The sequence below is a fragment of the Corynebacterium sp. HMSC073B01 genome, assembly GCF_001838255.1.
GTDB classification, from domain to species: domain Bacteria; phylum Actinomycetota; class Actinomycetes; order Mycobacteriales; family Mycobacteriaceae; genus Corynebacterium; species Corynebacterium jeikeium_D.
The window spans coordinates 53,536-72,840 of sequence record NZ_KV836159.1; the positions used below are offsets into that span (position 1 = coordinate 53,536).

A 19,305-nucleotide genomic window follows, 5' to 3' on the forward strand; every position below is an offset into this window, starting at 1 on the left:
GGATTTTTCAGCCCAGGAAAGATGCTTAGCAGAATCTGATGAAAACGCCGATCAAAGATTACTTGTCCGAAATCGTCGAATCCGTCCGCCCCGATGAGTCTGGCGAGGTAGCGGACTATATTCCCACCCTTGCCCAAGCTAATCCCGACCGCCTGGCACTTGCTATGACCACCGTGTCAGGTCGCACCTACGCCACGGGCGACACCGATACTGAATTCACCATTCAGTCGATGTCCAAGCCCTTCGCTTATGCCGCAGCCATCACCGAGCACGGCACAGACAAAATCGACAGCATTGTGGGCACCGAACCTTCCGGTGAGGCTTTCAACGAGCTGTCGCTGGAGCAGGGCACGCACCGACCAAAGAATCCGATGATTAATGTCGGTGCACTGACCATCAACCAGTTCGTATGCCAGCCAGGTGCCAACTGGAAGACTCGCACCAAGCACATGGTGGAGCTTCTCTCAACTTTGGCTGGCCGTAAGCTCCGCGTTGACTACGATGCCTATGAATGCGAAATGGACACTGCCCATCGAAACATGTCCATCGCACATATGCTGGCAGCTTACGGTTTCATCGAAACCACGCCCCACGATGCTGTCCGCGGCTACACCGCACAGTGCTCCGTGCTGGTCAACACTCGCGATGTCGCCATGATGACCGCAGTGTTGGCCAACGGTGGCGTTAACCCGGTCACCAATCAGACTGTGCTCGGCCGCTCGGTTGTTCGCAGAGTCTTGTCCGTGATGGCTATTGCCGGCATGTATGACGAGGCCGGTGAATGGTTTACCGAGGTCGGGATTCCCGCCAAGAGCGGTGTCGCCGGCGGCTTGCTGGGAGCGCTGCCTGGACAGGCGGGTCTTGCAGCCTTTTCGCCGCGATTGAACGACCACGGCAACAGCGTCCGCAGCATTGCCATCTTCCGGAAGCTCTCCGAAGATTTGGGTCTTCATCTCATGGATGCCGATGCGATTGGTTCGCGTGCGCTGCGCGGTACGCGCGTCAGCAATGGCCGCTCGATCATCGAGATTCAGGGCCCAGTCAACTTCACTGCGGCCGAGATCATTCTCAACAGGTTGGCGACTTCCACACCGTCGGAAAGCGAAGTTGTCTTCGACGTCAGCCGCGTTGGCATTGTCAACCCGGTGGGACGCACGTTGATTCTGGAAGCGATGCGACGTCTGAGCCATGACGGCAAGGAGATCTTGTTCTACGACCCGGAGGGCGTACTGCCGAACCCAGATATGGGCGAGGGGCTGCTGCCAGTCATCCTCCAAGATGCGCCGTAAACTACGCTAACCGAAATCCAATATGGTGACGTTCGGGTAGTCTTGAACGATCGTAACGCTCGAAAGGCAGCAGCGCGAGAACAACCGGAGGGATGTAAATGCAGGTCAGCGATGTGGCATTAGTCTTCGAGGGCGGAGGGACTCGCAATAGTTACACGGCACCTTTCGTCGAGCGGCTACTTCGCGAGAGCATCGATGTCGGCTGGGTCGGTGGCGTAAGCGCCGGCGCCTCTCACGTGGTCAATTACCTTTCCCGGGATATCCAGCGCTCTATAAATAGCTTCACTGACTTCATCGCACAGCCGAACAGCAGTGGCTGGCGCCCAATGTTGCGCGGGCGGGGCTATTTCGATGCCGAGTACATCTACGAAGACGCGGGACTTCCCGACGGCGCCATGCCCCTGGATTACGAGACTTTTAAGAACAATCCAACTCCCTACCGGATTTCTGCTGTCCGAGCGGATACGGGCGAGACCATCAACTGGGGGCCGGACGATATCCCAGATCTACCTACGCTGATGAAGTACACTCGCGCCAGTTCGACGATTCCGGGTGTCATGCGTATGCCCTATATTGATGGCGTTCCGTTCGTCGACGGTGCACTGGGATCATCAGGTGGCATTCCCATTAATGCCGCCGAAGCAGATGGTTTCAAGAAGTTCCTCATCGTCCTGACTCGCCCGAAAGGATTCCGTCGCACCGCCCCTAAGCGCCCACAGCTACTGCGCCAGATTTTCCGCAGTAACCCGGTGGTGGCTGAGCTGCTTATCACTAGACACGAGCGCTACAACGCTTCTCTCGATTGGGCTGCTGAGCTTGAACGAAAAGGCCAAGCATATGTTTTCTACGCCAATAACATGAGCATCACAAAGGCGGAGCGGAGGCGGTCGAAGCTGCTGCACAACTACGAGCTCGGCCGGGCGCAAGCCGATGCCGAATGGCCAGCAATTCGAGAGTTCATGGGCTTATAACTCCCGCCACCTTTAGGAAGCTTTTCGTTCATTCCTCTTTACTGTGTACGTAACCTTGTGTTAACCTTTGCGTAGCGAACAACCTCGTTAGGTAAGGCTCCTATATCCACATAGGCCGCTGCCCTGCACTTTATCGAGAGTTTCGAAAGACTCTCGAAGCAAGGGTCCATCTCAAGTGGCCACCTTTAGTTACGGCATTACATTGCCAACACTCTTAGGCGGGGAGCCATAATTTTTCAATCAACAGAAATTCCCTCCTAGCAAAGGAGCTGGGATACCTGGAAAAGGATCCACAATGACACAGACACAGAACACCATCGCCAACTTCTTCAAGCCGAAGTCTTCAATCAGCCCGTACAGCCTCCTGCCTGACACCGTAAGCATGCACATGACGGATTCTTACATTGCGCTGCCGGAGGACATCACGGTCGGTGAGGCACTGAGCACCTACGCAGCCGAATTTGCTGGTCTCGATGACGATACCTGTGTCTTCCTCGTCGACGATGAAGGCTACCTGACCAGCGATATTACGCTGAAGGAACTCCGTGAGTACGCCGACCGCGATGCCTACATGAACACCGTCGGCGCCCCGGTGAAGGTCTTTGTCAAGCCCGAGGATCCAGCTGCAATCAGGGCTCGCCAGCTTATTGACGGGCCGCTCAGCGAGCTGCCCGTCGTCCGCAGCGGCAAGCTGGTAGGTGTCCTCACCGACCGCATCTCTGAGCGCATTCTTGGCAGGACAAAGGCAGCTAAGAAGTCAAAGAAGTCCAAGGGATTCTTCTCGCCGATTACCGCGTTTTTCGGCGCCGCCAATAACTAGGGCGACTAACTTGGGTAGACGACCCGAGTAACTCAATAGGCCAGCTAGCGTTTGCTAGCTGGCCTATTGTTGTTACCACACTGTTCTATCCCCACAGATGAGAGCCCTCAGGAGGCAACCGTGATACGAGACTGGATTCGGGTAGCCCTGGGCATGTTCGCGGTTGCGTTTGGAGCCAACCTCTTCGCACCACTCCTGCCCGCGTATCGAATAACCGATGCTCTCAACCAGTCCCAGGTCACCTTTCTCTTCGCCATCTACGTCGCAGGACTCATCCCCGCGCTACTCATCTGCGGCCCACTTTCCGACCGGCTCGGCCGTCGCGCCATCATCCGGCCCGCACTCATAACCTCTGCCGCCGGCTCCGTCGTCCTACTCACCGGCGTCTGGTTCCACTTCCCATCACTGCTGATAGGACGCCTTGTCGTCGGCATTTCGATGGGTATGGTAATGGCCGCCGGCGCCTCGTGGATTAAAGAGATTGCGCCCGTCGCACCTCAAATTTCCGCTCGGCGCGCAACCGTTGCGCTCTCCGCCGGGTTCTCCCTCGGCCCCCTGGCTTCCGGGTTGGTCGCGGAGTTTGCTCCCCGCCCTGATGTCATCCCCTATCTTGTTCATCTCGCACTGCTGCTTGGCATCACACCACTGACATGGAACGCTTCCGGCGGACTGCCAACCTCAGCGCACAGCGACACCCCGCAACGGTTCTTCTCCTCCGCCACGCTTAGCCCGAGATTCCTGTGGGCAGTCGCCGCTTGGGCACCGTGGGTCTTCGGTGCCGCGTGCACATCGTTCGTCGTCCTTCCGACAATCGCCGAATCCAGCTACCCCATTGCCTTTGCCGGACTCATCGCCTGCATCACGATGGGCACCGGCGTTCTGGTGCAACCACTGGTCACTCGAATCAGTTCCAGCAGCTTTATCCCGCCAGCTATTTTCGGTCTTGGCTTAACGACGGTCGGAATGTTGCTCAGCCTCATCGTCGCACTCACCCAGAACGTGTGGAGCGTTTTCCCCGCCGCTCTGACCCTCGGTGCCGCATATGGCGTAATGATGGTCTCCGGTCTCCGCGAAGTGCAAATTATCGCACCGCCAGCCGAGTTGGGTGCTGCCACCGCTATCTACTATTCGCTGACCTATGTTGGTTTCTTCGCTCCTTTTGTTATTTCTTTCGCAGCGCCGAAATTCGGGTTTGTGCCCGTTTTCGTCTTCGGTGCGATCATTGCAATGGTCTCCATGTATCCCGTGGCAAAGGTTGCGCAGTCTGCGGTGAGGTCCGACGGAGCGTCGTAAAGCAGACGCGACTGAAATCCTTGTTTTGGGGAAGCGAGCTGAGACGAGCTCTTGTATTCTTTCTTTCACAAAAGCTTGGCTCCGGCCCAGGGCTCCTGGGCGGGTTGCATAGGTTGTTGAAATTCAGCTCGATGGAATGAGGAATCATGAAGCAGCGCAGCTCTGGAATGTGGGAGAAGTTTGCGACAACTGTAGTGGCGGGTCTGGCAAGCGCCGCGTTGCTCACAGCATGTGGCTCGGGGGAAGAAAGCAGCAATGCCGGTGGTGAGGCAGGCAAAGAGTCGACCAGCAAGATGACGAAAGCAGATGGGTCAGCTCCTGCTGCAGCCGAAGATCAGCTCCTACTCACAAATGAAGTTCAAGGGGCGGACTTCTCCGGAAACAAGATCACCGGGTTCAAAGATGCCATGGAGATGTTTTCGGAAGATTCCATGAAGTTTGAACCGGCCGAATGCGCCACTTTCACCAACTCAACTGAGGAATTGGAGAATGCTGCCGGCGCTTACACGGACATTAAGGAAGAGAACGTCACTGTCAGCGTCTCGATATTGAAGAATCCTGAGGCGTACCAGAAGTACGAGGACAGCCTCGAAAAGTGCTCCGACGTGACGGCTACGATGGATGCTTCCGACATTCTGAAAGACTCCATGGAAGGTCAGGAGATTTCTCCTGAGATGCAGGACATGTTTAATGACATGGACATGACGACCACAATGAAACTGCACCGAGAAAAGTGGGAGCCAAATCTTTCCGTCAAGCCAGCTGAGTTCACTGCACACGAGACCAGTGCGAACATCAACGCCGGTGGCACGGATACTACGGCCACCAGCTACGACATTGTCGGGATCGTCAATGGCGTAATGGTAATGGTGTCCGCCGCCCCGACTCCGGATGTACCAACTGACAACATGGAAAACACGACGGATCCCATGCAGATTCCAGAGGCAACTCCAGAGTCTAAGGAAGCGGCAAAGAAGCGTGCCTTGGAGGTCTTCGATGCCCAGGCAAAGAAGATTATGGATGCTGCTTAGTTTTTCTTCTTAGCCTACTGTTTTCTGAAACCACAGTTTTTGCGAAATAGCGGGACGCAATCGCTGAGGAGCATCAGCACACAAGTACCGGAGTCTCCCTAGAACTCCGTCAATTCCTGCACTTTGGGACTCCAGAACGCAGCTCGTGGCGCGTTGAGAGTTTTAAAGTGCGGGTTCGTTATTTCGTCAAGTGCGCGCACGTAGTCCGGCACAATATCCCGTGGAATTCTCAGGCCCATGGTCAGGTGCGGAATCCAGCGGGAGCCGCGGCCGTCAGGGTTGAGACGACTGATTGCGCGAGCAGCCTCTTCCAGCTCATCGCTTGTTTCTAATAACCATGCGACAGTCTGTTTACTCTTTGTGCCGAACACTACCGTTCCTACCCTGCGAAACTCTGCTGGCATAAGCGGAGGGAGAATTTCGGCTGCTCGTTGGACTACCTTCGGTCTCATAGTCGGCGCAAAAGTCACAGTGATGTGGGGCTTTTGATTCTGCTGCGGGAATCCACGCTCTGCCAGTTGCGCAAAGATCTCTTTAACCTGCGCCTCTTGCTCAGGCAGAAGGTACATCAGGATGTTGTCAGGTGACACCACGTGACGCTTACTCCTCCCCTATTGCTGTCGGTCGACACACTTGAAGCACTGACGAAGGGCGCCGTTACTAGCGCTCTTCACCTAAGACACTCAGGACCTTGCACTAACCTTGCACTCCAGAGCATAGCGTAAGGATTTTCCACAATTTATAACCTACCTATTGAAATTTCTAGCCTCTTATTATTACCCCTGGTAAAAACAACTTTTTATTGGGATAATGGAGGTGGGCAGGCTTCCTGAAAGCCCTCTAGAGCATCTTCAAAAACAGTGTGGAATGACGGCCGATTCTCCACGTGGCACAAATACCGACACGGCTGGAAAGGTACGTAAAGACATGGCACCGAAACCTAAAAAGATTACGCCCCCGAAGAATCAAAAGTTGGTGAAGAGCAAGGCAAGCTTCAGTCGCGAAGAGCTCGCTGATTTGCTGGAGACGCTGGCGGCTCGCATCCGCGCCGGGGAAATGACTCTCGGCACTGGCAAGTCCGCGGTGACGATGACCATGCCAACATCGTTTAATACCACGATGGAAGTTGTCGATTCCCGAAAGCGTACCGGCATCGAGCGCGAGCTAGAGCTGGAAATCGACTGGATGGTCGACGAGGCTGGCGAGCCTGTCGAAAAGCCAGGACCAGCATCTGGCTTCGCAATCTCCTAGCAGGCTTGTTGCTGTCCGGTTTGTTCCGCGCAGCACAGTAACCTGCATCGAAGGCTGCGTTCCACTGCTTGTACTGGTCGCCGAAACAACTCACTACCGCTCGCCATTTCCGCAGGTCACAGCGAACAGATTTGAGTCGTTTTGGTCGATTTTGCGTCCTTTGGCCGTCATTTACCGCTGCGGCACTGGCCGACAAGCGAGCCGTCGTCAAGCAACACCCAATTACACCCGTCAGGCACCCACGCCTCCCCACATCGCATGAGGTGACGCTAACCTAATTCAGGAAAATTCGCGACGAAGGGAACGCGCATGGCCAAGGGCAAGAAAGGCGACAAGGGCAAGAAGAAGGACGCCGCCAAAGCCGCGAAAAAGCTCGCCGGCAAGGACCCCTTCAAACTGGCTGCGATGACACCGAAGAAGAAGTGCTGCAAATCCGGCATCCGCTGCCTGCGCTGCCCCGTGGTGCTACACAAGCTCAATCGCGAGATCAAAAACGGCGAAGTCGACCATGCCGCCCTGCTGCTCGTCACTGCGAAAGCCCGGATCCGGTAGCCGGCCCTCGCCCCCCCCAGCCCGCCGTCAGGCCCGACCCATGAGCAGTGGTGTCGCGCTCTGTATGACACTGGTACCGGTTCTCCTGGGCTACCTGCTCTTCGGACACCGGCTCACGCACGTCACTCCAAGCACCGCGACAACGCTCCAGCGAACTCCCGCCAGGTCAGGAAGTTTTATTCCCCCGACATGAGGCCTCGGCCAGAACCGGGAATGTGACCGTCGGAGGATGGCACCTTGTGTATCCTTTGAGTGTCATTGAGCCCTGAAGGAGCAAGAAAGTAGCATGACCCACCCCTCCTCCGCCGCCTCTACGGTGGGCATCCGGTCCCGTGCCCTGCGTTTCGCACCGCGCCGCTCGGACTGGTCCCGCGCGACAATCGGGCGCGACCTCTCGGCAGGCCTCATGGTGGCCCTCGTCGCCCTCCCCCTCGCACTCGGCTTCGGCGTTGCGTCCGGTGTCGGCGCGGCGGCCGGAATTACGACGGCCATCGTCGCGGGTATCCTGGCCGCAGTCTTCGGCGGTAGCAATGTCCAGGTAAGCGGCCCGACCGGCGCAATGACCGTCGTGTTAATCCCCATCGTGGCCAACCATGGTGCCGATGGGGTGCTCGTCGTCGGCGTGCTGGCAGGGCTCATGCTGCTCGTGTTGGCGGTCACCGGTGCTGGCCGAGCGATGAAGTACATGCCGTTACCTGTCGTCGAAGGTTTCACCGCCGGTATTGCGTTAATCATCGGCCTCCAACAGCTGCCCGCAGCACTCGGTGTTGACGTGGACGGCGAGAAAGTCCTCGGGTTGGCGTGGGGCGCAATCAAAGCTTGGTTAGACGCTCCGGCATGGCAAGCGCCCGTGATGACCATTGCGGTGGCGGCTGGAATCGTGCTTGCTGCGCGCGTTCGTAGCGGCTTCCCCGCGGCGCTGGTGTTGGTAGCTGCCGCGACGGCCATCAACATGCTGGCAGACAGCGGCCTGAAGACAATCGGGTACATCCCGTCGACGTTGCCTGCCCCGCGCTGGCCACAGATCCCGTGGGAGCACCTGGATTCGCTTCTGTTGGCAGCAGTCGCCGTCGCAGCTCTCGGCGCGTTGGAATCGTTACTATCTGCGACGGTTGCCGACGCAATGACTGTTGGCGACCGGCACGATCCCGACCGCGAGCTCTTTGGACAGGGCGTGGCCAACGTCGTCGCGCCCCTGTTCGGCGGGATTCCCGCGACCGCCGCGATTGCCCGAACTGCCGTCAATGTGCGGGCAGGCGCAGGCACACGCCTGGCAGCGGTGTTCCATTCGCTGCTCCTGCTCGTCGCCGTACTCGTCGCGGCTCGGTGGGTGGGCGAGATTCCTCTCGCCGCGCTCGCCGGCGTGCTCATCGCCACTGCGATTCAGATGCTCCACCCGCGGAACCTCCGCTCGGTGATACGCGCCACCAAGGGCGACGGGGCGACCCTGCTCATCACAGCTGCCGCCACCGTCGTGTTCGATCTTGTAGTCGCCGTGCTCATCGGCCTCATTATGGCGGGCTTCTTCGCACTGCGCGATACCGCCCGCACGGCGGTATTAGAGGCCGCCCCGCTAGACGAGGGAGACCACCGCGACAAGGAGCGTGAGCTTCTCGACGAGCACATCGCCGCCTTCCGTATGGAAGGCCCCCTCTTCTTTGGTGCAGCGCACGATTTCCTCCTCGAGCTCGCTGATGTCTCGTCGGTCAAGGTTGTCGTGCTCCGCATGCGCTACGTTACGACGATCGACGCCACCGGCGCCCAGATGCTCGCCGACACGATTGGGCGCCTCGAACGCCGCGGTACCAGGGTCTTGCTCGCAGCCACGAAGCCCGAACATATTCCGGTGTTGCGCGAACTCGGCGTATTCGACCAGCTTGCGCACGAGAATCACGTCTTCGACAACACTCTCGACGCCATCGCCCACGCCCGACTGCATGCCTCGCGCATTCAGCATGAAGAGTCTGATGGCGCACCCGCGGCATCGCAGAGTCAATAGCTTGGCTGAGCCAGACAATGGTCACTCCGTCGCAGTCGACCCTGCAATCGTGGGTCCACATCCCCATCGCGCGACGCTTGAAAAACCTTTACACGTTGCACTTAAACTCCACGACGTGTCGTTGCAAAGTCACCTTCTCATTCGTGAAGCCGATGTGAGTGTAATCGCTTGGCGCGTAGCATTGGTGACATGCGCATTTTCACCGTGGGCCACTCCAACCTCGAGTTCGAGGACTTCGCTGAAATGATCAAGGCGGCCGGTGTGGCATCCATCGTGGATGTGCGCAAGCTGCCCGGGTCCAGGAAGTACCCGTGGTTCAACGGCGACCACCTTGCCGAACACCTTCCCACATGTGGCATCACTTACAGCAGAAGCGAGGGCCTAACCGGACGGCGCAACGTGTCCCACTCGGTGCCGTTTGAGGTTAACGGCAACTGGCGTAACCGCAGTTTCCACAATTACGCCGACCATGCGCTGGGCGAGGAGTTCTCCGACGCGATCTCGCAGCTACGGGCGAACGCAGCCGAAACTCCCACCGCGATCATGTGCTCCGAGGCGGTGTGGTGGCGCTGCCACCGGCGTATCATCGCCGACCACCTCATCGCCCACGGTGACGAGGTTGGCCACATTATGGGCCTGGGTGCAGCCGGGGCGAAGGTGAGCGAGGCAACGCTCAACGACGGCGCAGTCATCGGCAACGATCTCCTCGTGCGCTACCCCGAGCGGGGCTAGCACATACACCAGAGCCCAGGGGGCTGCATCCTCCTCGACCTGACCTACGCTTTGTATTCATGGAGCGCCCGCCACCTTATGAGCAGCAGTATCGGAGGCGCACCAGCGGATAGCACGCTCAAACGAGCTTTAGGTTAGGAAATCTGAACCGCTCAATCTAAGAAGACCACCGGGGACTCCGGTAGCGCCCCAAAGCGCCGAATCGAAAAATCGATCTACCGTCTTGCCACGGACCTAGACATCGAGCTTAAAGTCCACGGTATCTCGTTGCAAAGTTACTTTCTCGTTAGCACCATGAAAAGGAGTGGTATCCAATGAAAGCGTTCGGATTCTTAAGCTTCGGGCATTACGCCTTCGGTGGCCAGCGCGGGCCATCTGCGGAAAAGATCGCCAAGACTCATCTGGAGATCACCCAGGCTGCGGACGAAATCGGCGTGAACAACGCGTCCTTCCGAGTCCACCACTTCGTGCCGCAGGCCTCCGCCCCGATGCCGCTGCTGGGTGCTGTCGCGGCCACCACCAAACACATCGAGATGGGCACCGGTGTCATCGACATGCGCTATGAAAACCCGCTCTACCTCGCCGAAGAGGCCGCGTCGCTGTACCAAATTTCCGGTGGCCGCGTGGCCCTGGGCGTCTCGCGCGGCGCCCCAGAGGTGGCTGACCGCGGCTGGGAGGCCTTCGGCTACAAGGGTAAAGCGCCCAACGGCGCGGACGTGGCGCGAGCCCACCTCGAGGCGTTCATGGCTGCAGTGGACGGCAACGGATTCGCCACCGCCGCACCGCTAGACCGGCAGTACCCCAACATGTTCCAACCCGGCTCCGCCCTGCCGGTCTTCCCCATGGTGCCCGAGCTGCGTAAGCACATTTTCTACGGCTCCGGCACCCACGCTTCTGCCGAGCAAACCGCCAAGGACGGGCTCAACCTGATGTCCTCCACCCTGGTCTCCGAGACCACCGCCGAGACTCTGGGCGAAATCCAGGCGGATCAGATCAGCCGCTACCGCGCCGCGTGGAAGAAGGCGGGCCACGATTGGACGCCGCGTGTGTCGGTGTCCCGCTCCGTCTTCCCCATCGTCGACGGCGCGGACATGCAGTTGTTCGGCATGCAGGCCTCCGGCTCCGATCAGGTGGGCATGCTTCCCGACGTCGGCGCCTCCACCTTCGGCCGCACCTACGCCGCCGAGCCGGACAAACTCATTGAGCAACTCAAAGCCGACGCCGCCGTCATGTCCGCCGACACCCTGCTCATCACCATCCCCACTGGGATGGGCGTCGACGTCAACGTGAAGATCTTGGACAACTTCGCCACGCATGTCGCCCCCGCGTTGGGTTGGCAGCCGAATCACGAAGGCCCAGTTACCGGCTATCCCATCGACTAATTCCTGCAGGTCGCAGGACCTTCGCGGAACCGTCAGTTCAGTGCATTTTGAATAGTTCAACACACGTTGTATTGTTCAGCACATGCTGACTATTGCTTCGCGCCTCGACGTCATGAACCGGCTCGGCCGGGCCATGGCTGATCCGACGCGTTCCCGAATCCTGATGACCCTACTCGACGGTCCGGGCTACCCGGCCGAGATTTCGCAAAGCTTGGATCTGACCCGCTCGAACGTCTCGAACCACCTGTCCTGCCTACGCGATTGTGGCATCGTCGTCGCTGAGCCGGAGGGCCGTAAGACCCGCTACGAAATTGCCGATCCGCACCTCGCGGCGGCGCTCGAAGCGCTGGTCAACGCGACGCTGGCCGTCGACGAGAATGCCCCCTGCATCGACACCGAGTGCTCGGTGCCCGGCTGCGGCGAGAAAGGAACGGACGCATGAGTTCAGCATGTGGATGCGAACACGAACCCGCCACGGAGATCGAAGAGCTCGATCGGCCATGGTGGAAGGACCCCGAGCTACTGCTACCGATCTTCTCCGGCGTAGCCCTCATTACAGGACTGGCGCTGGACTGGTCCGACTTGGAGACGCCCGCAACGGTACTGTATTGGCTTGGCCTGCTGTTGGGCGCTTACACGTTCGCACCTGGAGCGATCCGGAACCTTGTCACGAAGCGCAAGCTCGGCATTGGCTTGCTTATGACGATCAGCGCGGTCGGCGCGGTGATCCTTGGTTTCGTCGGAGAGGCCGCGGCGCTGGCGTTCCTGTACTCGATCGCCGAGGCGCTTGAAGACAAGGCGATGGACCGGGCCCAAGGCGGACTGCGGGCACTGTTGAAGCTGGTACCGCAAACCGCGACCGTGCTGCGCGACGGTACGACGGCCGAGGTCGCTGCGAAGGACCTTGAGGTTGGCGAGCTAATGGTCGTACGCCCCGGGGAGCGGATCGCCACGGACGGCATCATTCGGTCCGGACGCTCCAGCCTTGACACCTCAGCGATCACCGGAGAATCCATTCCGGAGGAGGTTGCGCCCGGCGACGAGGTACCCGCGGGAGCGATCAACTCCGCCGGTGTGCTGGAGGTCGAGACGACCGCAGCTGGAACGGACAACTCGCTGACCACACTCGTCGACCTCGTCGAGCAGGCGCAGGCGGAGAAGGGTGACCGCGCCCGGATCGCCGACCGAATTGCCCAACCCCTAGTGCCCGGGGTGATGATCCTGGCGGTGCTGGTCGGCGTGATCGGCTCGCTGTTGGGCGACCCCGAGACTTGGATCACCCGTGCGCTGGTGGTCCTGGTCGCAGCGTCGCCGTGCGCGCTGGCAATCTCCGTGCCGCTGACGGTCGTGGCCGCGATCGGCGCGGCCAGCCAGTTCGGAGTAGTCATCAAGTCCGGCGCGGCGTTCGAGCGACTCGGCGGCATCCGTCACCTAGCGGTAGACAAGACCGGAACCCTTACCCGCAACCAGCCCGAGGTTACCGGAGTGGTCCCGGCAGACGGATTCGATCGGGCGCAGGTGCTTTCCTTCGCGGCGGCGGTTGAGCAGCAATCGACGCACCCCCTCGCCGCGGCGATCGTGGCAGCGGAGCCCGAAGCGCCCACCGCCTTGGATATCAGCGAGGAAGCCGGTCATGGCATCGGCGGCACCGTCGAAGGCCGACGGGTGCTGGTCGGCAGCCCCCGATGGATCGACGCCGGGCCACTGAAGGCGGACGTTGAGCGCATGGAGTCCGAAGGCCAGACCTGCGTCCTAGTCACCGTCGATGACGCTCTCGCCGGGGCGATCGGGGTGCGCGACGAGTTGCGGCCCGAGGTGCCCGATGCCGTGCAGTCCCTGCACGACAACGACGTGGAAGTGAGCATGCTCACCGGCGATAACACTCGCACCGCCCGGGCGCTGGCTGAAATCGCCGGAATCGACGACGTGCGCGCCGAGCTGCGACCGGAGGACAAGGCAAGCATCGTCGCCGAACTCTCCTCCAAGACGCCGACGGCGATGATCGGCGACGGCATCAACGACGCGCCGGCACTGGCGGGCGCAACGGTGGGCATTGCGATGGGAGCAACCGGCTCTGACGCCGCGATCGAGTCCGCTGACGTCGCCTTCACTGGCCACGACCTCCGGCTGATCCCGCAGGCGCTGCAGCACGCCCGCCGAGGCAGCAGGATCATCAACCAAAACATCGTGCTGTCTCTGGCCATCATCATCGTGTTGATGCCACTGGCGATCAGCGGTGTACTGGGCTTGGCCGCCGTCGTGTTGGTACACGAAGTCGCCGAAGTCATCGTGATCTTGAACGGCCTGCGGGCTGCACGAGCGAAACGCTGAGGCTGTGACCGGCAAGTCTTATAAGGGTTAAACCACGCGCCGAGCGCACACACGTTGGACCAGGCGAGTCATTCGAGTTCACCACCTGGTCCTTCTCGATGCGTGCAGGCACGGGAACTGTGGGGGAACCTAATAGTTCAACGGTTCGATACCGCTTGCAGATTCTTCACACGAGGTAGCGGAATGGACCGAGGCCGAACGAAAACCCGAGTTAGAGACAGCGCTCTTCAACCTACCCCCAATAACGCGAAACGTCATTAACGCCTCGCGTTACACGTTGAACTTGAACTCGACGGAGTGTCGTCGATAAATAACCATTTGATGCGCGCGTGCGGAATTAACAACGAAATACCGCTAAAACAGACAACATATGGGGTGCACAGAAACACATATAAGTTCTGCGGAAAACCTATAGGGTGCGTCGCTAAAAACCGCTGTGCGCGAAAAACATAAAGGGTTTACGGACCCGGTCCCAGACCCCTCAATACTCTGAGCCGGAAGAATGGAAAGTGGAAGGTTGATGTATCCCCACTATTTATTTTTTTCCGTTTTTCGGAGTACATCGGGAGCTACAACTGCGGACCAGCTCTGTGTGAACTAGATGAGAAGGCGCAGCAGCGAATCATCGACGCTGGACAGTTGGTGCTGCGGGCACGCGAGCGGCACCCCCAGCGGTCACTCGCGGAGCACTACAACCCGTTATCGATGGACCCAATTCTGCTCAAGGCTCACAACAACTTGGACCGGGAAGTCGATAAGGCTTTCGATGTGGCACGCAAACTCACCAACGAGCGCCAGCGCCAGGAGCTACTGTTCGCCAGCTACGGGGAGTTGGCGAGGGGCTATGTCTCCTCGCTTTCATCAAAATCGAAACCACCAGCAGGGTCGTTCCCCGTGCGGGTGATTTTGATCGGTCCCGCTGCTGGGTGTAGAACCCTGTCGCTGGCAACGCCGGGAACTATGACTGTGCCCGACGAGAACACGTCACTGCCATAACGCGGCTCACGGTAGACGAACATGGGTCGTTCACTACTACTGGTGGATTTCGGTTTTGGTGGTGGGGGGATTACCGCCGCCGGCCTCGATTTTTCCGTTGAGGAGGTCGTTGACTACTTCCCGATGGTGAAATGGGCCGATGGTGAGGTAGAGAGGAACCAGTCACCTGGAAGAGATCGATCCAGTCGCTGGTGTGCAATCTGGGAGGTAGGGTCGCGGGGTCGATTCCTCGCGAGCGCAACCATGATTGTGTCTCTGAACGTGATGAAAACAACCCTGCCCTTCGGAGAATTTCCCCTATCCCGCGTCCCCGGGCAGTGAAAACGGTGTGCACCATCGCCTGAAAGGCTTTGCGCTGCTCTATCGGAATCTTCGGGTCACCCACCCGGCGGATCACTAAGATCCCCCCGTCAACGTTTGGCTGTGGCCGGAAAGCAGACCTTGGTACTCGGGAACCAAGGTGAAACGTGAACCATGGGGACCACTGAGCCGTCATCATCGTGCTTGCACCTACCCCGGCCCGGCGGCGAGCGACTTCCCACTGCATGAGGAGTACAGCGTCAGTCCATGCCGGCGCATGCAACAACTTTCGAAGAATGGCAGTGGTGAGGTGAAAGGGAATGTTTCCCACAATGACGCAGGGAGTGGCGGGTAACCGGAAGTTAAGGAAATCATCATGGACCACTTCGACCGCCGCCGAGGCGGTCTTTTTTGTGAGTTTGGCAGCTAGTTTTGCGTCTACCTCAACTGCCGTTATCGCCCTCCCCAAGTGGGCCATCGGGTGAGTGAGGGCACCGCTTCCTGGCCCGATCTCAATGATGGGGCCGGAGGTTTGTTTCACAAGATCGACGATGGAGTTGATGATCTTGTGGTCTGTGAGAAAATTTTGGCCATGCTCGTGACGGCCGTATCCGTATGCAGACATCAGGTGTGCTCCTTGGAGTTGAAACGGAGCCGGGCATGACAAATAGCCGCCCGGCTAAAGGACCGGAGCGGTTTCTAACCTGCGGGAGGGAGAAAACCGCCTTAGCGGCTGGTGAGCGGCCGCATGAAAACGGAACCTGAAATCAACATGGGCCTATCGTATCCAATTAATTTCGCAGGGTCCAATACGGTGAGAAAGAAGACAACCGCACCGCAACAGTGCAAGACCTCTCTGGATTGGAATTTGTCCTACCTTCGGCTCGTCGTACAGACGCCACTGGCGTATTTTGTCTCTGGGCAACGAGGGGGAGTTACCCCCACCTCCGGATGTTTTTAAGGTGCACCCCTTATTACGCTGTGGTGCGGGAGTAGTTTTGTCCGACTGATCGGACTACCCACCGACGTGGGGCGGGTAGTTCGAGGTCCCAGCAGATGATCGCGTCGATTTCGCCGCGTTCAAAGGATGCCACCATGGCGTCGTAGTCGGGGCGAGCCACATTCTTCTTTGACGCGGAAATGGACTGATCGACGTAGTTATGTCCTATGTCCAACGTCCAAGCCACGCTGCTTTGCAATGGCTTCACAGTCCTGACGCTGCCGGTCGATGGTGAGGCCATCCACGTCAGCGTCTCGCGAGATACGAAGGTAAATAGGAGCGCGTGTTGCCAAACGCTTTTAATAAGGCCCTTAGCTAACATTGAACTTAAACTCGACCACGTTCCGTAGCCGAATAACCTTTGGAGCCGCGCCGTCAGTTAGCAGAGATGTGGCACCGCAGCGCCTAGGCAAGAGGAGGCAGATGAGTATCGACGATATCGCGGACCACGTCGATGTCGACGCCGAAATACTGGTGCACCAGGATGTTGCGGAAATCCCGAATCTGAGGCCAGACGATCTCAGGGTGCGCGCCGGTGATCTCATCGGGAAGATGGTTCACGGCTTCGCCGGACTGCGACTCACAGCGGCACCGCCTCGGCGAGCGTCGAAGCGGATACCGGGTGCCTGAGCAACTGGGCAGGAAACACGTCGATGCCATCGCGCCCGAACAGAGCGCGACTCTCCTCGAGCAGACCAGACGCACGCATCAGGAGACGTCCCTCCGCAGGGTCCATCCCGACGAGGATGTCGATGTCCGATCCTGCAGACGCGGTGCCGCGCGCGACGGACCCGAACAACTTCGGGTTGGTCGCGCCGTACCGATCGAGGAGCACCTGGAACTTGTCAAGACGCGCAACGAGAATCTTGCGTAGGGCAAGCGTCTCGGGCGTCACGACGGTCTCAGACATGCTTCCGGGGGTAACGGGCTCGGCAGCACGTCGACATGGAGCTTTGACATTGAAGCGGAACTCCACCGCGTTCTTAAGGGCCGACGACATTCTCCCGTCTCACCGCCGCACCAGGCGGCACTGACGCGCTGCCACCACTTACAGCCGGTCGTCTCGCCCGCCCGCCATGACGCACTCAACGAACGAGCGATAGAGCAGGCTTACACGCGTCTCGCACTAAACGACCGGGCAGCAGCGTCACGGAGGTTCCGAAGTAGCGGCTATCGCAGTGCACCTAAGGGGTTGGTGAGGGAACCAGCCATTCGGCAGCGGTACGGAACGTAGCCCTCAGTTGCGGGTGCTCCCGCACGATCTCTCGCTGCCGCTCCGCCGGCAACCCGAGCTCGTGCAAGAGGTTGAGGATTACGACCGCGGTCGTCACCTCGACGACGGCGATCAGCTCCTCGATGGAATGGTTGGACGTTCTGCCCTCGTGCGCGAGGTCATTGCGGGCGCGCGTCGTCCACTTCGCCCAAGGGTCGACATCCGGTAAGAGCTGTGCGATCGCTTCCTGATCGGGTCGCGCGGCGAGGGCATGGAGCCGATCACGGAGGGTCGGGTCGTTGCGGATCGCCCCCTTGAACCTGTTTCGGTGCTCATCGGGTACCTGCGCCAGCATCGCCTCTCGCATCGCCCTGAACTCCACGTTGGGGAACGGTTTCTCGTCGATGCGGAGGTTGCGGTGCAACACCTCGGCAGCACCGACTGCCGTCAGAAGATTGTTCTCAACAAAACGGGCCGGTGCGTAGCACAAGCCCAAGATCATGTTTGTCGCTGCCTCCAGGCGGCCATGGGCCTCGCACCATCGGGGCATGACCTCCTCAAATGGGATCGAGCCGCAGGTGAAGAACATTCGGTGGTGATCGACGGCTTTCGCGTCGTGTTTTCCAAGCGCGGCCGGTGAGTAGAGCACATCGGCACGTCGGCGCGGCAGCGGGCGGCCATCAGGGAAGTGCGACTCGGTCCCGGCAACTTCCAGTCGGAGCCAGATCACTCCGGCCGCGCGATGCGTCGCCAGGGAGATCAGGTCCTGCACCAGGCTCGCCTCCTGCAGAGCAACACTCAGAGAGAATGGTTCGGCTGGCACGACGCAGATGGACACCGTGTCCCGCATACGTCCGACGCTTCCTCCCTTGCGCTGGTCGAAGAATGGAAGCGTGTGCGTGTGCTGAAGGCGATACTCAGTGTCGTCGACCACGACCGATTGCGCCTCGACCGGCTTCACCGAGATACGCCCGGTCCCGTCGATCTTGCCGTCGGGAGCCCCGAGGGATCCTTCGAACACAGAAGACGCCGCCCAGAGACTCAGATCCTCGACTGAGACTTCTGCCCCAGCGAACGCCGGATCCGCGTCACCGCTGACATGCGCGCCGATGATGGCGACCGTCGCGGTCACGGTCTGCTTATCAGGGCTCGCCACTCGCGCACCCATGGTCCTTCTGGTGCTCCTAGGAACACAGCCGAGCAGTGTGATCTCCCTGAGCTCGGCCACACCGTGCATGACTTCCCAGGTGCGGGTTCCTTCGTGAACAGCAGTCCATCCAGACGAGTCCGTCGTCAAGATCCGATCCTCGAAGGTGCCGATCAGCGACAGAGAGAGACCATCTTCCGGGTCGTACCGTAGGACACCCGGGACCTTCTCGCTAGGGGCTTCCGGCAGCCACCACACGCCAGCCCACTCGCCGGCCTTGTCGAGGTTGAGAGGATCATTAGGCATCGTGCTCCCGGTCCGGGCTCCTTCCTGTCTTGCGACCAGATGTCAGGTCGAAAATCTTTACTCCACCACATGCCCCCACGTAGGACAATCTACAGCGAGATCATGGTCAACTGAGATCGGATGCGGCGACTGGCACACAATCGCAGTTCGACGCGACGGCACAGCCCTCGCAACTGGCAACAATCAGCGAGGGCAGACCGACGTCGCCCGGTGGACACACCTGTCCGGGGTCTCTGCCGGCTACCCTGCACACCGTCGGCTTACACGAAGACGGCACCGTCGTCGCCGTCAGCGACGACAGCAGAGGCCAGTGCGAGGTGTCATCGTGGAGAAGCATCACCTCAGTAGCGGCCGGCTCCGTCCATACGCTCGCGCTGAGCCAGACCGGAAGGGTCTTCGGAACGGGCGACAACCAGTTCGGCCAGTGCGATGTCCAGTCATGGACCGGCATCACAGCGATCGCAGCCGGAGCGAGACACTCGCTCGGGCTGCGCGCCGACGGAACAGTCGTGGCTGCGGGCGACCACACCGAGCAGCAATGCAATGTCAACGCCTGGGCCGCTCGACCACAGATGAACTGAAGTCCAGCGTGCCCGATAATCGGCCGTCGATCACACGTTGAATCTAAACTCCACCGAGTTCCGGCACATAGGTACATCTGAACACGGGGTTCACGTGCTCCCCCTCCCCAC

20 protein-coding genes and 2 pseudogenes are annotated in these 19,305 nt (G+C 59.5%); 15 read left to right on the forward strand and 7 right to left on the reverse strand.

The genetic code is table 11. From position 1 onward, the window contains the following. The first annotated feature begins 38 nt into the window (after positions 1-38). The 5 genes from HMPREF2849_RS06065 to HMPREF2849_RS06085 all read left to right on the forward strand — a co-directional run bounded on the left by HMPREF2849_RS06065 (position 39) and on the right by HMPREF2849_RS06085 (position 5,404). Positions 39-1,289, forward strand: a complete 1,251-nt coding sequence (locus tag HMPREF2849_RS06065; RefSeq protein WP_049189376.1) for a glutaminase — start codon at positions 39-41, stop codon at positions 1,287-1,289. A 98-nt stretch (positions 1,290-1,387) separates the two neighbouring features. After that, the gene (locus HMPREF2849_RS06070) at positions 1,388-2,260 is read left to right on the forward strand and encodes a patatin-like phospholipase family protein (RefSeq protein WP_070438737.1); all 873 of its coding nucleotides are present in this window, start codon (positions 1,388-1,390) and stop codon (positions 2,258-2,260) included. 295 nt (positions 2,261-2,555) lie between these two features. Beyond that, a complete protein-coding gene (locus HMPREF2849_RS06075; RefSeq protein ID WP_049189374.1) occupies positions 2,556-3,080 on the forward strand; it encodes a CBS domain-containing protein in 525 nt (174 codons plus the stop codon). A gap of 69 nt (positions 3,081-3,149) precedes the next feature. Then, positions 3,150-4,373: an MFS transporter gene (locus HMPREF2849_RS06080; protein WP_371440743.1), complete on the forward strand. Its 1,224-nt coding sequence runs from the start codon at positions 3,150-3,152 to the stop codon at positions 4,371-4,373. A 146-nt stretch (positions 4,374-4,519) separates the two neighbouring features. Beyond that, a complete protein-coding gene (locus HMPREF2849_RS06085) occupies positions 4,520-5,404 on the forward strand; it encodes a hypothetical protein (RefSeq protein WP_070595532.1) in 885 nt (294 codons plus the stop codon). Positions 5,405-5,502: 98 nt separating this feature from the next. Here HMPREF2849_RS06085 and HMPREF2849_RS06090 read toward each other — a convergent pair whose 3' ends face one another. Further along, a complete protein-coding gene (locus HMPREF2849_RS06090) occupies positions 5,503-5,997 on the reverse strand; it encodes a 2'-5' RNA ligase family protein (RefSeq protein ID WP_016423149.1) in 495 nt (164 codons plus the stop codon). A 334-nt stretch (positions 5,998-6,331) separates the two neighbouring features. On the opposite strand from HMPREF2849_RS06090, the gene HMPREF2849_RS11335 reads away from it, so the two are divergent. Beyond that, complete coding sequence (locus HMPREF2849_RS11335) at positions 6,332-6,655, forward strand: amphi-Trp domain-containing protein (protein ID WP_168161663.1); 324 nt, start codon at positions 6,332-6,334, stop codon at positions 6,653-6,655. A 16-nt stretch (positions 6,656-6,671) separates the two neighbouring features. On the opposite strand, the pseudogene HMPREF2849_RS11340 reads toward HMPREF2849_RS11335, so the two are convergent. Continuing rightward, positions 6,672-6,770 (reverse strand): annotated as a pseudogene (locus tag HMPREF2849_RS11340) (YtoQ family protein); the annotation flags it as partial. A 194-nt stretch (positions 6,771-6,964) separates the two neighbouring features. On the opposite strand from HMPREF2849_RS11340, the gene HMPREF2849_RS06100 reads away from it, so the two are divergent. The 7 genes from HMPREF2849_RS06100 to HMPREF2849_RS11345 all read left to right on the forward strand — a co-directional run bounded on the left by HMPREF2849_RS06100 (position 6,965) and on the right by HMPREF2849_RS11345 (position 14,647). Next, on the forward strand, positions 6,965-7,207 hold the full coding sequence (locus HMPREF2849_RS06100; RefSeq protein ID WP_016423152.1) for a hypothetical protein: 243 nt from the start codon (positions 6,965-6,967) through the stop codon (positions 7,205-7,207). A 286-nt stretch (positions 7,208-7,493) separates the two neighbouring features. Then, positions 7,494-9,206 (forward strand): SulP family inorganic anion transporter, encoded by a 1,713-nt coding sequence (locus tag HMPREF2849_RS06105; protein WP_016423154.1) that lies wholly within the window; start codon positions 7,494-7,496, stop codon positions 9,204-9,206. A 189-nt stretch (positions 9,207-9,395) separates the two neighbouring features. Beyond that, positions 9,396-9,938 carry a DUF488 domain-containing protein gene (locus HMPREF2849_RS06110; RefSeq protein WP_042389435.1) on the forward strand — a complete coding sequence of 181 codons (543 nt, stop codon included), beginning with the start codon at positions 9,396-9,398 and terminating at the stop codon, positions 9,936-9,938. 314 nt (positions 9,939-10,252) lie between these two features. Beyond that, complete coding sequence (locus tag HMPREF2849_RS06115; protein ID WP_016423156.1) at positions 10,253-11,320, forward strand: LLM class flavin-dependent oxidoreductase; 1,068 nt, start codon at positions 10,253-10,255, stop codon at positions 11,318-11,320. A gap of 82 nt (positions 11,321-11,402) precedes the next feature. Continuing rightward, on the forward strand, positions 11,403-11,762 hold the full coding sequence (locus HMPREF2849_RS06120) for a Cd(II)/Pb(II)-sensing metalloregulatory transcriptional regulator CmtR (RefSeq protein WP_005530797.1): 360 nt from the start codon (positions 11,403-11,405) through the stop codon (positions 11,760-11,762). After that, positions 11,759-13,651 carry a heavy metal translocating P-type ATPase gene (locus HMPREF2849_RS06125; RefSeq protein ID WP_016423157.1) on the forward strand — a complete coding sequence of 631 codons (1,893 nt, stop codon included), beginning with the start codon at positions 11,759-11,761 and terminating at the stop codon, positions 13,649-13,651. Before HMPREF2849_RS06120 ends, HMPREF2849_RS06125 begins: the two co-directional genes overlap by 4 nt. A gap of 642 nt (positions 13,652-14,293) precedes the next feature. Then, on the forward strand, positions 14,294-14,647 hold the full coding sequence (locus tag HMPREF2849_RS11345) for a type IIL restriction-modification enzyme MmeI (protein WP_016423158.1): 354 nt from the start codon (positions 14,294-14,296) through the stop codon (positions 14,645-14,647). A gap of 70 nt (positions 14,648-14,717) precedes the next feature. Here the strand turns inward: HMPREF2849_RS11345 and erm are convergent, their stop codons facing one another. From erm to HMPREF2849_RS06155, 5 genes are all read right to left on the reverse strand, one after another. After that, positions 14,718-15,572, reverse strand: coding sequence for a 23S ribosomal RNA methyltransferase Erm (erm, locus tag HMPREF2849_RS06135; RefSeq protein WP_070517629.1), 855 nt, complete (start codon positions 15,570-15,572; stop codon positions 14,718-14,720). A 349-nt stretch (positions 15,573-15,921) separates the two neighbouring features. Further along, positions 15,922-16,155: a recombinase family protein gene (locus HMPREF2849_RS06140; protein WP_224784272.1), complete on the reverse strand. Its 234-nt coding sequence runs from the start codon at positions 16,153-16,155 to the stop codon at positions 15,922-15,924. A 197-nt stretch (positions 16,156-16,352) separates the two neighbouring features. Then, positions 16,353-16,607, reverse strand: a complete 255-nt coding sequence (locus HMPREF2849_RS11470; protein ID WP_081636726.1) for a HepT-like ribonuclease domain-containing protein — start codon at positions 16,605-16,607, stop codon at positions 16,353-16,355. Then, a complete protein-coding gene (locus HMPREF2849_RS06150) occupies positions 16,528-16,857 on the reverse strand; it encodes a nucleotidyltransferase family protein (protein ID WP_042389445.1) in 330 nt (109 codons plus the stop codon). Before HMPREF2849_RS06150 ends, HMPREF2849_RS11470 begins: the two co-directional genes overlap by 80 nt. Before the next feature lie 274 nt (positions 16,858-17,131). Continuing rightward, the gene (locus tag HMPREF2849_RS06155; RefSeq protein WP_016423163.1) at positions 17,132-18,613 is read right to left on the reverse strand and encodes an ApeA N-terminal domain 1-containing protein; all 1,482 of its coding nucleotides are present in this window, start codon (positions 18,611-18,613) and stop codon (positions 17,132-17,134) included. Between the two features lies 1 nt (position 18,614). Between HMPREF2849_RS06155 and HMPREF2849_RS11565 the strand changes: the two are divergent. Further along, positions 18,615-18,770, forward strand: a pseudogene (locus tag HMPREF2849_RS11565) (hypothetical protein); the annotation flags it as partial. Positions 18,771-18,930: 160 nt separating this feature from the next. Beyond that, entirely contained in the window at positions 18,931-19,194 is a 264-nt protein-coding gene (locus HMPREF2849_RS11570; RefSeq protein ID WP_197737674.1) for a hypothetical protein, read from the forward strand. The last annotated feature ends 111 nt before the right edge of the window (positions 19,195-19,305 follow it).